General features: G+C 36.0%; 14 protein-coding genes and 2 riboswitches. Of the genes, 10 read left to right on the forward strand and 4 right to left on the reverse strand.

The annotated features are described in order from the left end of the window. Nucleotides 1–255: 255 nt before the first annotated feature. A riboswitch (cyclic di-AMP (ydaO/yuaA leader) is annotated at nucleotides 256–401 on the forward strand. A gap of 94 nt (nucleotides 402–495) precedes the next feature. Genes LCF45_RS03830 through kdpDN form a run of 6 tightly spaced genes read left to right on the forward strand, consistent with a single transcriptional unit; the run spans nucleotide 496 to nucleotide 6,278 of the window. Then, nucleotides 496–600 (forward strand): SipW-dependent-type signal peptide-containing protein, encoded by a 105-nt coding sequence (locus tag LCF45_RS03830; protein WP_000887888.1) that lies wholly within the window; start codon nucleotides 496–498, stop codon nucleotides 598–600. Further along, entirely contained in the window at nucleotides 597–677 is an 81-nt protein-coding gene (kdpF, locus tag LCF45_RS03835) for a K(+)-transporting ATPase subunit F (protein WP_000972378.1), read from the forward strand. The genes LCF45_RS03830 and kdpF overlap by 4 nt, the downstream gene beginning before the upstream one ends. Nucleotides 678–696: 19 nt before the next feature. Further along, a complete protein-coding gene (gene kdpA / locus LCF45_RS03840) occupies nucleotides 697–2,364 on the forward strand; it encodes a potassium-transporting ATPase subunit KdpA (protein ID WP_263894552.1) in 1,668 nt (555 codons plus the stop codon). A gap of 13 nt (nucleotides 2,365–2,377) precedes the next feature. Then, nucleotides 2,378–4,468 carry a potassium-transporting ATPase subunit KdpB gene (gene kdpB, locus LCF45_RS03845; protein ID WP_002125344.1) on the forward strand — a complete coding sequence of 697 codons (2,091 nt, stop codon included), beginning with the start codon at nucleotides 2,378–2,380 and terminating at the stop codon, nucleotides 4,466–4,468. Nucleotides 4,469–4,485: 17 nt separating this feature from the next. After that, nucleotides 4,486–5,067, forward strand: coding sequence for a K(+)-transporting ATPase subunit C (gene kdpC, locus LCF45_RS03850; protein ID WP_002125346.1), 582 nt, complete (start codon nucleotides 4,486–4,488; stop codon nucleotides 5,065–5,067). A 56-nt stretch (nucleotides 5,068–5,123) separates the two neighbouring features. Next, the gene (kdpDN, locus tag LCF45_RS03855) at nucleotides 5,124–6,278 is read left to right on the forward strand and encodes a KdpD-like non-kinase potassium sensor (RefSeq protein WP_087946251.1); all 1,155 of its coding nucleotides are present in this window, start codon (nucleotides 5,124–5,126) and stop codon (nucleotides 6,276–6,278) included. A gap of 19 nt (nucleotides 6,279–6,297) precedes the next feature. Here kdpDN and LCF45_RS03860 read toward each other — a convergent pair whose 3' ends face one another. Further along, nucleotides 6,298–7,476, reverse strand: a complete 1,179-nt coding sequence (locus LCF45_RS03860; protein WP_002186749.1) for an MFS transporter — start codon at nucleotides 7,474–7,476, stop codon at nucleotides 6,298–6,300. Nucleotides 7,477–7,616: 140 nt separating this feature from the next. Here LCF45_RS03860 and LCF45_RS03865 point away from each other — a divergent pair, with 140 nt between their 5' ends. The 4 genes from LCF45_RS03865 (at nucleotide 7,617) to LCF45_RS03880 (ending at nucleotide 9,715) form a co-directional block, all read left to right on the forward strand. Further along, nucleotides 7,617–8,078 carry a MarR family transcriptional regulator gene (locus LCF45_RS03865; protein ID WP_078203439.1) on the forward strand — a complete coding sequence of 154 codons (462 nt, stop codon included), beginning with the start codon at nucleotides 7,617–7,619 and terminating at the stop codon, nucleotides 8,076–8,078. Nucleotides 8,079–8,208: 130 nt separating this feature from the next. Next, nucleotides 8,209–9,063 carry a patatin-like phospholipase family protein gene (locus tag LCF45_RS03870; RefSeq protein ID WP_002140445.1) on the forward strand — a complete coding sequence of 285 codons (855 nt, stop codon included), beginning with the start codon at nucleotides 8,209–8,211 and terminating at the stop codon, nucleotides 9,061–9,063. A 127-nt stretch (nucleotides 9,064–9,190) separates the two neighbouring features. Beyond that, complete coding sequence (locus tag LCF45_RS03875; RefSeq protein WP_000432819.1) at nucleotides 9,191–9,394, forward strand: hypothetical protein; 204 nt, start codon at nucleotides 9,191–9,193, stop codon at nucleotides 9,392–9,394. Between the two features lie 48 nt (nucleotides 9,395–9,442). Next, nucleotides 9,443–9,715 (forward strand): hypothetical protein, encoded by a 273-nt coding sequence (locus tag LCF45_RS03880; RefSeq protein WP_000143386.1) that lies wholly within the window; start codon nucleotides 9,443–9,445, stop codon nucleotides 9,713–9,715. 27 nt (nucleotides 9,716–9,742) lie between these two features. Here LCF45_RS03880 and LCF45_RS03885 read toward each other — a convergent pair whose 3' ends face one another. Genes LCF45_RS03885 through LCF45_RS03895 form a run of 3 tightly spaced genes read right to left on the reverse strand, consistent with a single transcriptional unit; the run spans nucleotide 9,743 to nucleotide 13,318 of the window. Next, the gene (locus LCF45_RS03885) at nucleotides 9,743–10,738 is read right to left on the reverse strand and encodes an ABC transporter permease (RefSeq protein ID WP_001054974.1); all 996 of its coding nucleotides are present in this window, start codon (nucleotides 10,736–10,738) and stop codon (nucleotides 9,743–9,745) included. Further along, a complete protein-coding gene (locus LCF45_RS03890; RefSeq protein ID WP_002125354.1) occupies nucleotides 10,722–12,209 on the reverse strand; it encodes a sugar ABC transporter ATP-binding protein in 1,488 nt (495 codons plus the stop codon). Before LCF45_RS03890 ends, LCF45_RS03885 begins: the two co-directional genes overlap by 17 nt. After that, nucleotides 12,206–13,318 (reverse strand): sugar ABC transporter substrate-binding protein, encoded by a 1,113-nt coding sequence (locus LCF45_RS03895; protein ID WP_002125355.1) that lies wholly within the window; start codon nucleotides 13,316–13,318, stop codon nucleotides 12,206–12,208. The genes LCF45_RS03890 and LCF45_RS03895 overlap by 4 nt, the downstream gene beginning before the upstream one ends. 87 nt (nucleotides 13,319–13,405) lie before the next feature. Then, nucleotides 13,406–13,511, reverse strand: a riboswitch (SAM riboswitch). Nucleotides 13,512–13,564 lie beyond the last annotated feature (53 nt).

The following is a 13,564-nucleotide window of genomic DNA, read 5'->3' on the forward strand; positions in this document are numbered from 1 at the left end:
ATGAAAAAAGAGCGAATGCTGAGTGCAACAAGCTATGCACTTCATGTAATTCGCTCTTTTTATTTCGTATTTAAAAGATCATTTCTGTGAAAAAGAAAGGAAAGACGAGAAAACAGATGAAAAAATATTAATAACAACTAATGTAAACGCTTAAATAGATGGATATTTTCTTATTTTCAGTAATTTACCCCTTTACAAGTTAAATTTAGAGGAGTATATTTACTCTCATAAATCATTCATAAAATTTCCAAAAAAAACCTAAAATCGCTGAGTTCCAGAAATGGAGCGGGGGAACCAATTTTGTGCATTGTCACTTGGGGTGAATCTTTCAATTTTGAAAGTAGGGCTACTCTTTAGGCCCGAATCCGACAGCTAACCTCGTAAGCGTTTAGAGAGGAGGTTTACTTTGTGTTGTTCGTTTCGAACACTAAGTAGAGCTTAGTGTTCTTTTTTTGATAACTAGATGGTAAAAATTAACAAAAGTGAGGGGTAGTTATGTTAGATGTTGTAATGATCGGTATTTTTGTTGGGTTAGTCGCATCGATGGCAAGTCTTGCAAGTTGGTCAGATAAAGTTGTGAAAGAAGGGAAGCAATCATGATGATTGCCTTATCGGTTATTGTTGCAGCGATTACGGTGTACTTAGTATACGCATTATTAAATCCAGAAAAGTTTTAATTAGGGGGAATCATTCATTATGATTTGGGTTGCAGTCGTTATTACAATGCTCTTGTTTATTTTAGTAGCAAAGCCAACGGGGATTTATTTAGAGAAAGCCTTTCAAGGTAGCAAGAAGCTAGATAAAGTATTCGGGCCTTTTGAGAAACTTATTTTTAAAATTACAGGTGTAAAAGGATACAATCAAACGTGGAAACAGTATGCATTATCATTAGTTCTACTCAATGGATTTATGATTGTCGTCGTATATTTCATTTTCAGATTACAAGGTGTATTGCCATTAAATCCAGCGCATATTGAAGGGATGGAGCCTACGCTCGCTTTTAATACAGCGATTAGTTTTATGGCTGATACAAACTTACAACATTACAGCGGTGAAAATGGTTTATCTTATTTATCACAATTAATCGGGATTACATTTTTAATGTTTGCGGCACCAGCAACGACGTTAGCCATCGTTATGGCATTTATAAGAGGGCTCGCTGGAAAAGAACTTGGTAACTTTTTCGTTGATTTTACGAGAGCGTTAACGAGAGTTTTTCTTCCTATCGCATTTATTGCGGCGTTAGTCTTTGTCGCACTTGGTGTACCACAAACGTTAGATGGGGCGGTTACAGCACAAACAATTGATGGTGCGAAGCAAAGTATTTTACGTGGTCCAGTTGCATCATTCGTTTCCATTAAGGAACTTGGAAATAACGGCGGAGGATTTTTCGGAGCAAACTCTACACATCCTTTCGAAAATCCAGGGCAAATGAGTAATATTTTGCAAATGATGCTTATGATGTTATTGCCAACAGCACTTCCATTTACGTACGGAAGAATGGTAGGAAATAAAAAACAAGGACGTATCCTTTTCGTTTCACTATTTATGGTGTTTTTACTCGGATTTATAACGATTACTACATCTGAATTAAATGGTAATCCGGCATTAAATGGAATGGGTATCGAACATGTACAAGGAAGTACAGAAGGAAAAGAAGTGCGATTTGGAACAGTATTTTCTTCACTATACGCAACAGTAACGACAGCTGCTGAAACAGGGGCCGTTAATACGATGCATGATACGTTAACACCAATTGGCGGATTAGTACCACTCGTAAATATGATGTTGAATACAGTATACGGTGGTGTTGGAGCGGGCTTTATTAATATTATTATGTATGCAATTATTGCAGTCTTTATATCTGGATTAATGGTCGGAAGGACACCAGAGTTTTTAGGTAAAAAGATTGAAGGTAAGGAAATGAAATTAATTGCAGTAACGATTCTATTTCATCCATTACTTATTTTAGGATTTTCAGCATTAGCTCTTTCAACAAGTTTAGGAACGGATGCGATTTCTCACTCCGGTTTTCACGGTTTAACGCAAGTTGTATATGAATACACATCGTCAGCTGCGAATAACGGATCTGGATTTGAAGGATTAGCAGATAATACACCGTTTTGGAATATTACGACTGGTTTAGTTATGTTTTTAGGACGTTATTTCAGTTTAATTACGATGCTAGCTGTGGCAGCTTCATTGAAAGAGAAGACGGTAGTACCAGAAACAGTCGGAACGTTCCGTACGGATAATGGTTTATTTGGAGGAATCTTTATTGGAACGATTGTAATTGTTGGTGCGTTAACATTTTTCCCGATGTTAGTACTCGGCCCAATTGCAGAATTTCTTATATTGAAGTAATGGAGGGTAAATGATGAGACCGGTAGTAGTAAAAGAAAAACAAGTAAATCAGTCACAAATACATGCTGTAGAAGATGAAGTTAGACAAGCGAAAACGATGGATCGTGATATCGTGACACATGCGATGAAACAATCCTTTGCGAAATTGAACCCGAAAGTAATGATAAAGAATCCGATTATGTTTGTTGTGGAAATTGGATTTATCATTACGTTAATTTTATCCTTTCTTCCAAGTATTTCTAGTAGTGTACCAGGATGGTTTAATATAACAGTTTCTCTTATTCTATTATTTACAGTTTTATTTGCTAACTTTGCAGAAGCGTTGGCTGAAGGTCGTGGTAAAGCGCAAGCCGATTCTTTAAAACAATCGAAGAAAGATGTGTTTGCAAACGTTGTAAAAGAAAATGGAGACATTGTTCAAGTTTCAGCAACTGATCTGAGAAAAGGTGACGTTGTTATTGTAAAACAAGGAGAAATGATTCCGAATGATGGTGAAGTAATTAAAGGATTAGCGTCTGTAGATGAATCTGCAATAACAGGAGAATCAGCTCCTGTTATAAAAGAAGCGGGTGGTGATTTTTGTTCAGTAACAGGCGGTACGATGGTCGTAAGTGATGAGATTACGATTGTAATTACGAGTAACCCTGGCGAATCATTTATTGATAAAATGATTTCTTTAGTAGAAGGAGCTGCGCGTCAAAAAACGCCGAATGAAATTGCCTTAAACACAGTATTAACGAGTTTAACTCTAATTTTCTTAATTGTCGTTGTGACGTTGCCGATTTTTACAAACTATTTAGGGTTTCAAATTGATACAGCTGTACTTGTAGCATTGTTAGTTTGTTTAATTCCAACGACAATTGGTGGGTTATTATCAGCGATTGGTATTGCTGGGATGGACCGCGTAACAAAGTTTAATGTATTAGCGATGTCAGGGAAAGCAGTAGAAGCTGCGGGCGATATTAATACGATTATTTTAGATAAAACAGGTACGATTACTTTCGGGAACCGGATGGCACATACACTGCTACCAGTAGGAAATGAAACGATTGAGCAAGTAGGAAAATGGGCTGCGATTAGCTCAGTTTTAGATGAAACACCAGAAGGTCGATCTGTTATAGAATATGTACAAACGAAATCTATATCATATAATAGAGAAATTGCAGAACAAGGTGAATTTGTTCCATTTAAAGCAGAAACAAGAATGAGCGGTGTTGATTTACAGGATGGAACGAAAGTGAGAAAAGGTGCTGTTGGTGCCGTGATTGAATGGGTTCAATCGCAAGGCGGGATGATTCCAAAAGATGTGAATCAAAAAGCAGATTTGATTTCAAAAGAAGGCGGAACACCACTTGTAGTTGCAGTAGACAATCGTATTTACGGTTTAATATATTTAAAGGATACAGTGAAACCTGGTATGCGTGAACGTTTTGAACAATTGCGCCAAATGGGGATTAAAACGGTTATGTGTACAGGTGATAATCCGTTAACAGCAGCAACAATTGCAAAGGAAGCAGGAGTAGATGAATTCGTTGCTGAGTGTAAACCAGAAGATAAAATTGCGGTTATTAAAGCAGAGCAAGACAAAGGGAAACTTGTAGCGATGACAGGTGATGGTACAAATGATGCCCCGGCATTAGCGCAGGCGGATGTTGGATTAGCGATGAATAGTGGTACGACAGCTGCGAAAGAAGCAGCGAATATGATTGATCTAGATTCGAATCCAACAAAAATCATTGAGGTTGTAGGAATTGGTAAGCAATTGTTAATGACGCGTGGTGCGTTAACAACGTTTAGTATTGCAAACGATATAGCAAAATACTTTGCAATCATTCCAGCGATGTTTACATTAGCAATTCCGCAAATGGAAGCATTGAACATTATGAAATTAACATCGCCACTTTCAGCGATTTTATCAGCATTAATATTTAATGCAGTTATTATTCCACTACTAATTCCGTTAGCGATGAAAGGTATTGCGTATAAACCGATGAGTTCTAATGCATTGCTTAGCCGAAACTTACTCATTTATGGGCTTGGTGGAGTTATCGTTCCATTCATTGGAATTAAAGTAATTGATATGATTGTCGGCTTGTTCATATAAGGAAGAGGGGAAAAAAGATGGCGAAAAAACAAAGTATACTTTCACCAATTATTCGTATTACTTTTACATTTCTAGTTTTGTGCGGCCTCGTATACCCGCTTATTGTAACTGGTATTGCGCAAGCGGTAATGAAGGATAATGCGGATGGAAGTCTTATATATAATGATAAAGATGAAGTAGTTGGTTCAAAATTAATCGGTCAAAATTTCACAGATCCACGTTATTTTCATGGACGTGTCTCTAGTATAGAATATAAAGCAGAAGCATCTGGTTCAAATAACTATGCACCGTCTAATCCAGATTTAGCAAAACGAGTTGAGAAAAGTATTGATGACTGGAAGAAACAAAACCGGGCCATTCCAGTTACAGAAGTACCAATAGATTTAGTGACGAATTCAGGTTCAGGGCTTGATCCTGACATTAGTCCGAAGGCGGCTTCTGTACAGGTAGATCGCATCTCGAAATTAACGAATATTCCGAAAGAAAAGCTAGATCAATTGATTAAGGATCAAACGGAAGGTGCAGCGCTTGGCTTGTTTGGAGAAGATCGCGTGAACGTCTTAAAGTTAAATTTAGAATTACAGAAACTAATGAAATAGTAACAGTGCTACCTCAATCTAACGGATTGAGGTAGCGTTGTTTCGAAAGAAAGGTTGTGAGTGTTTTGTATGCGGATGACTATAAACCGACGTTTCAAAGGCGAACGCCAGAAGAGTATTTAGAATATATTCGGCAGCAAAATCGCGGAAAGTTAAAGCTATACGTAGGGGCTGCACCTGGAGTTGGGAAAAGTTATAAAATGCTATTTGATGCAAGAGAGATGAAAAAAGACGGTATTGATATTGTAGTTGGTTTAATTGAAACACACGGTAGAAAAGAGACGGAAGAAGCAATTGCTGATTTAGAAAAAGTTCCTTTAAAAGAAATAGATTATAAAGGGAAAGTATTTTATGAACTTGATGTAGAAGAAATTATAAAGCGGGCACCACAAATTGTTGTTGTGGATGAACTTGCGCATAGTAATATTCCCGGGTCGAAAAATAAGAAACGTTACATGGATGTGCAGGAATTGTTAGATGCCGGTATATCTGTATTATCAGCGTTTAATATTCAACATTTAGAAAGCGTTCATGATATTGTAGCTCAAATTACGAATGTCAAAGTACGAGAGCGTATTCCAGACTTTATTTTACAAAAAGCAAATGAAATTCAGCTTGTTGATGCAACACCTGAGGTACTCCGGAAGAGATTAATAGATGGAAAGATATATAAGGAAGAAAAAATTCAACAAAGCTTACAAAACTTCTTTACGATAAATAATTTAGGGGCATTAAGAGAGTTATCACTTCGAGAAGTTGCAGATGATATGGATGAGAAAATTAGCCAAACAGTAATAGAACCGATCGGTGTGAAAGAAAAAATTCTCGTTTGTGTACAATACAGTTCAACAGCAGAGAAATTAATACGGAGAGGTTGGCGCATGGCTGATCGGCTAAATGCTGAATTGTATGTGTTAAACGTTGAAAGAGAAAATATAGATTCTATTTCAGCTGGCAAAAAGCAAACGATTGAAGAATGGAAATCGCTAACGAATCAATTTGATGCGAGCTTTGTATTAGAAGAAGCAAAGGGAAGAAAGCCCGCTGATGTTATTATTGAAGTTGCAAAAAGACTACAGGTGACACAAGTTTTACTCGGGCAATCGGCGAGAACACGGTGGGAAGAAATACGAAAAGGTTCTATTGTAAATGAAATTATGAGACAAACGAAGTATATTGATATTCATATCGTTGCTGATCAAAGAGCTTAAGAGACCATCTATAGGTCTCTTAAGCTCTTTGTGCAGCATGGGAATGTAGCATTTTCATTGCGTGTAAAACTATAAGTAGAAATATAATTGCCCCTAGGAAGAAAATCCAAAAGTAATTTTGATTAAATAAAAGAAACCCACCTACAATAGGCCCTGTACCCATACCAAGATAGCGAATGAAGTTGTACATACCGATGGCAGTTGCGCGTTCTTGTACGAATTCTTCCGTTAATAAAGTAGTGTGAGTCGGCATAGAAAGTCCCATACTAAAACCGTATAAAGAGGTAACGATAATTACGGATGGGATATTGATGCTATATGTGAAAGAGAATAAAGTGACACATATAATGTTGAAGAAACTAGTGATGAAGAAAGCCTGCTTTGTTGTGAAATGTTTTTGCAAAAATTTGTAGCAATAGCTTCCTAACATAAGAGAAAGTGACATCGGTACAAACATAAGACCAATTTCACTTGCGCTTAGATGAAATATATTTGTTAATATGCTAGGTAAAAAAACGAGGAAACAGAAATATATACAAAATTGAATAAAGCCAATAAGTGTAATGGAAAATCCAGTTTTATTTTTTAAGATAAGCCAGTAATTCTTTTTTGCTTTAGGTTTCTCAATTACATTTGGTTTTGTTTCTGGAAGTAGTGAAATGTTTATAATTAATAAGATGATGCCAATTGTAGATAAAAAAAGAAATACAGATAAGTGGCCATTTATACTGCCGAGATAGCCACCTATGAGAGGACCGATTGCAGGTGCGAGAGCAAGTAACATTTGATAAAGGCTCATCGCTTCTCCGCGTTCTTTTCCTTCAAATAAATCACCGATAATCGTTGCTGCAACTACAGGTATAGCCGCTATTCCTATAGCTTGAACAGCTCTAAAAAATAGAAATAAGTAAATGTTTGGTGAGAAAGCACAACCAATTGAGCCGATTGTACTAATGATTAAACTAGGGATAAGGACAGATTTTCTTCCCTTTGTATCAATTAAAGGTCCGTATATGAGCTGCATAACCGCAAGAACGAATGTGAAAAGTGAAACGGTTAAATTTACAAGATAAAGAGAAGTATGAAACGAATTTTGAATCATCGGCAAGATAGGTGTATAAATATTTTGAGCGAAGGAACCGAGTAAGGCACTCATACAGACAACATATAAAATGAAATTCAGTTTGGTTTTTTCCATAATGTTAACCTCCTTGTCATTTGGTTTCCTTGGAAACTAAATTAATTTTAACATGATTTTCTCACTTGTAAAGATGAAAAAATGATTTTAAAATGGTATATAGTTAAATTGTTTCTTTGGAAACTTAGGAGGCGAATGGATTGGAACGTACAGCGAAACAAATGGAAATACTTTCGGATATTCGTACACTTTTTCATAAAAAAGAAGAGCATTTGAAAGAAAATAATGAGAAGTTTCTTCGTGAGACAGGTGTAAGTGGTATGTCTTTATCTGAGTTACATGTTATCGAGTGTATCGGAAAAAATGGTCTGATGAATGTAACTGCTATTGCAACAGAAATGGGAATGACGAAAGGCGCAATCTCTAAAATTTGTACAAAGTTGTTTCAAAAGCAATTCGTTGAGAAAATGCAAATGTTAGATAATCAAAAAGAAATTTTCTTCCGCTTAACGGAAAGAGGAAATGAAATATATAAAGCTCATGAAAAATTGCATAAACAAGCTGAAGAAAAGTGGCTGTTACTTTTAGATGGATATACGAAAGAAGAGCAAGATTTTATTCAAAGGCTTATAAAGGATGTCTCTGGTCATTTGGAAATATAATTGGAAGAAAAACCCCCTCCATTTCAAGCCTTTTCAATATAATTTCTGAAAGAACTCATATATAATAGAAAAAGATACTTAACATAGTGAATAATTAAAGAGTCAATATATATAAAGAGGAGAGAATAACATGCTTGAAAATACGGGGTTAGTATTAGAAGGCGGCGGTATGCGTGGTGTATATACGGGCGGGATATTAGAATATTTTATGGAACAAGATTTATATTTTCCATATGTAATTGGTGTATCAGCTGGTGCTTGTCATGCAGCGTCGTATCTTTCCAGACAAAGAAATAGAAATAAAACAGTAAATATTGATTATGCATCACATCCGCAGTATTTATCGTATAAAAACTTGTGGAAAAAACGTCAGCTATTTGATATGGAATTCATTTTTCATGAAATTCCAGAAAAGCATGTACCGTTTGATTTTGAAACATACTTTAATAGTCCAGAGCGTTTCCTTGTAGGAACAACTGATTGTGAAACAGGACAGTCTGTTTATTTTGAAAAAGAGGGAACGAATGATGATGCACTAAATTTATTGCAAGCATCTAGTTCATTACCTTTCATTGCACCGGCAGTAAACTACCGAGGTAAGCAATTGTTAGATGGCGGGATTTCAGATCCGATTCCAGTTCGTAAAGCACAGGAAGATGGATTTAAAAAATCAGTCGTTATTTTGACGAGAAATCATGGTTACGCGAAGAAAAAATCAAAATTTGGTTGGATTGCAGCAAAGGCTTATAAGAAGTATCCAAACCTTGTAAATACGATGCTGAATCGTTATGAAGTGTATAATGAAACACTTCACTACATTGAAAAAGAAGAGCAAGCTGGTAATTTATTTGTTATTCGCCCAGAAGTGCCGCTTCAAGTAGATCGTATGGAAAAGGATACGGCTAAATTACAAAGTTTATATGAGCAAGGCTATGAAGATGCAAAGAGACAATTTGCAGATTTACAGGCGTTTTTGCAAAAATAATAATTAGGCTGTGGAGAAGGAGTTCTCTGCAGCCTTTTTTATTATTGGTTTCAATACCGAATGTTGGTTATATACATTTTGGGATTATGGTATAATATGGATAAAAGTATGTAGAGAGGTGATACATATGGAAAATGTATATAAAGGGCTTAGACATACTGGATTTACAATGTTGCTTATTTTTGGTGGCGTATTTCTACTGCGCTGGTTCATTCATGATGAAATGTTATTAGATCAGCTTATTGGTTTTAGTATAGGAATGGTAATGGTTATTTCATCAGTGTTCATTCAAAAGTATAGTAAAGAATTGCAGGTAAATGAGAAATATTAAAGGTTTCTAACCTCTTTTAAGTAGTTTGGTCGTAGAGGAGGCTTTCATATGACTTTTTTATTTGCGGTATATTTTGTTTTTATTATGACATTGTTAATTACATTTCTTCTTTCTAAAAGATCATTTGAGAAGCCTTTTATTAAATATATACCAGCGTTCATTTTGTTTATTTTGGCTTTCATTTCTTCTATTATTTTTATATTTAATAACGGAATGGGAGAGCTTATGATAGCAATCTTCTTAGGTGTTACAGCAATAGCGAACGGTCTTTTGCTTTTTGCGTTGAAAGTAGTTCGTGTGATTGTTGCAAAAGGAAAGTAGCGCATCGGAATTCGATGCGCTACTTTTTTATTTACGCTTCTTTTTAATAAATGAAAAGGCTAAAGCTGCAATTAAAATACTGCCTTTAATGATATCTTGCGCATAATAAGGAACGTTCATCATTGTAAGGCCGTTTAATATGATTCCAATTAATACGGAACCAAGAAATGTTCCGATGACATTTGGTTTCTTAGCACCGAACATTGCATAACCGATATAGGCAGCTGCAACTGCATCCATTAATAATGGGGCGCCAGCTGAAACTTGTCCTGTTCCAACGCGGCTACATAGAATAATACCGCCAATAGAGGCAAGTAAACCGCTAATCATATAAGCATATACACGGTAACGATCAGTAGGAATACCAGCTAGTCTAGCAGCTTCTCGATTCCCACCTGTCATATAAAAGAAACGACCGTACGTTGTTTTTTCTAAAAATACATATGCAATTAAAACGACGATAAGCATGATAATGACAGGGACTGGAATTCCTAACACAGAACCTTGACCGATAAATAAAAAGGATGGAATAAAATGTCCTTTGGCACCAGACATTCCTTCATAAATAGAAGATCCTTTTGAAAATGTTAAGTGTAGTCCATTCACGATATACATGATACTTAATGTAGCTAGTAAATCTGGTAGTTTAATTCGGATAACGAGTAGTGCATTTAATAATCCAACTAATAGCCCACAAAGAATAGGAACAAGGAGTGTGACTAATAGTTCTTGTCGATATAAAATGAGGCAGGAAGCAGCGGCAATGGTTGCTAAACTAGCGGTAGAGCCGACTGATAAATCAAATCCATCTACAATTAATGTAAAGGTAACACCAATTGCAAGTAACGTTACGATAGAAATGGAACGTAAAATATCACTAATATTGTTGTATGTTAAAAAAGAATCGTTGACGATAGAGAAGAAAATTGTAACACCTATAATGATAGCAATCGTACTAAATTGATAAAAAAGATGAGTAGGTAAATATAGTTTCTTAGTTTTTGTTTTATGAACGAGATTCAATGGAATAACTCCCTTCAGATAAATGTAAAAGCTGTTCAGGAGATAGTTCGTCTGGTAAGTATTCACCTACAAATTCTCCGTTTGCGAGTATAAGAATGCGATCAGCGATATGTAGTGCTTCATCTTGTTCTCCTGTGAAGTAAATTACGGAACTTCCGTTTTCAGTAATGTTACGAATGAATTGAAAAATGTCTTGTTTTGCAGCTATGTCTACACCTTTAGTTGGCTCGTCCAAAAGAAATAGATTCGGTTTGAATCCATGCCACTTTGCAATGGAGACTTTTTGCTGGTTTCCACCGCTAAGTGAATGAATAAATGCTTTTGGGTCATTGGGTGAAATGCTGAAAGAAGAAATTGCTGTAGTAGCATTATTTACTTCGGTTTGCTTTCGTCTCCAACCTGATTGGTGTAAATTAGTGTGGCTTATAATATCTTCCGAAAGAAATACGCCTTGTTTTCTTCTTTCCTCTGGTACAAGTGCGATCTTTGCTTTAATCGCATCTCGCGGTGTTTTAATTGTTATTGTTTGACCATCTATTTCTGCGTGATAAGTATGACGAGTACCAAATAACGTTTCAGCAAGTGTTGTTTTGCCACTGCCAATTAATCCGTATATCACAACAGTTTCACCTTTCCGTACGGTGAGAGAAAGGGGAGAATGGTCTTTGTGTAATGGAAGTTCTTGTACTTTAAATAATTCTTCGCTCCCTCGTTTTGGCGCTGTATTAATAGGAAGTGTAAGTTGTTTTCCAGTCATCGCTTCCACAATTTGTTGATCTGTAACCTTTGTGATCGCTTCAGAAAGTGCAACTTTACCGTTATGTAATACGGTTACATCATCCGCGAAATTTCGAATCTCTGATAAACGATGAGAAATTAAGATGATGCCAATTCCTTTCAATGTTAAATCTTTTAATAGTTGCCCGAAGGTTTCAACTTCTTTCGGTCCAAGAGAAGAAGTAGGCTCATCTAATAAAAGATAATTTGTATTGTTGGATAAAGCTCTTGCGATAAGAAGTAATTGTTTTTCATGTAATGAGCAGTTTGAAACATCTTCCGAAACATTTAAATCAGCCTGTACAGTTTGCAAATGTTGTTTAGCGAGTGAGACTAATTTTGACTTTGAAAATAGTACTTTATTTTGCATTGCTAAATGATCGATTAGTACATTTTCTAATACAGATAATCCAGGAATAAGTCCGTGATCCACTTCTTGTGTTACGAAAGAAATACCATGTTTTTTTGCATCGCGTGGTGAAGTAAAGGAAATAGACTGATTATCAATTTTTATATTCCCAGCAACTGGTTGAATTTCACCAGTTGCTATTTTTAGTAAAGTACTTTTTCCTGCACCATTCATTCCTAGTAAAGCGTGAACTTTTCCTTTTTGTATGTTAATAGAAACATTTTCTAGTACAGGGGTAGAGATGTGATAAGAATGTGTAATGTTTTGAAGAGAGAATGTCATCATTTTTTCTCCTTCTCTAATTTTTTCATCCAAGGTGAATATGCATCTTTCGAGTCTCCCCAACCGTTTATATGTTTTGATAATTGATCCATCGTTATATTTTCTTGTGGCAAACTATTTTTCTTTACTAAATAAGGTTCTAGTGAATAAATATCTGGCGTTTGTTCACCAGCGATTTTCTTGTATAAGAAACGCACTTGAACTTTACCGACTTCAGCTGGATCGGTTGCAGCCGTAGCAGTCCAAGGTGAATTTTCTTTTTGCATGAGTTGTAAATCTTCATTACTTAAGTCAATGCTGTATACTTTTATATCTGTACGACCAGCTTGTTCGAGTGCTTTGACGGCCCCCTTAGCAAACTCATCCCACGAAGCGAAAATAGCTTGTAAATCACCTTTTTTCGGATATTTTTTTAGTAAAGCCTCTACTTGTGTTTGCGTATCAAGTGGTGTGTTATTACTAGCGGTACCAAAGCGTGCAACTTCTTTTATATTTGGATAACGTTTATAAAAAGCATCAATGATAACATTGCGACGTTCCATTGGAGCAAATCCGCCAACCCATACGACGGCGATATTCCCTTGTCCATTCAGATCTTCCGCTAACGTTTTTAATGATTTCCATGCAAGACTATAGTCATCTTGATCAATAATCGTTACGCCTGGTAAGCGTAGGTCGTTATCAAATGCAACTACAGGAATATTCGCTTGTAATGCTTTTTCTACTCCGGGTTTTAGTGCTTCAGAGCGACCGTGATCAATTAAAATACCATCAACTTTTGAATTAATAGCAGTATCTAGATTTGCTGCCATTTTTGCTAAATCATTATCAGAATTGTAGACTTGCACACTGCCGCCGAATAGCTCGACTTGTTTTTTGACACCCTCAATATATTGAGAGGAAAAAGTTCCGATGGACATTTGCATAATTAATGCGATTTTTAATGGCTTTTTTACTTGGCTTGGAATTTCTGTTTGTAAATGATTTGCTGCTGTAGTAGTTTCTTTCTTCACCGTTTGTTGCTTTTGTGAAGAGATAGCATCTTGTTCATTTGTGCAAGCTGTTAATGCGAGTAAGAGAATAATGAGTACGGTGGAACATAATTTTTTCATAAAAAAATCCCTCCTAAATTAAGAAAAGAGAGGAGGGAGTGAAAATAAAAACGTCTTTTCATATAGAAAAGACGTCTTATCATATTACTCTTATCTTTCAACACAATGTGTTGTAAGAATTAGCACCGTGCCCATAAATGGGTCGGTTGCCGGGCTTCGTAGGGCTCATCCCTCCACCTGCTCTTGATAAGACATCGAATATTTAACTATTTCGAATTATTCCATAAGTGTATGCTGTTGTCAAAT

It is taken from the genome of Bacillus sp. 41-22 (assembly GCF_025809295.1).
GTDB lineage: Bacteria > Bacillota > Bacilli > Bacillales > Bacillaceae_G > Bacillus_A > Bacillus_A mycoides.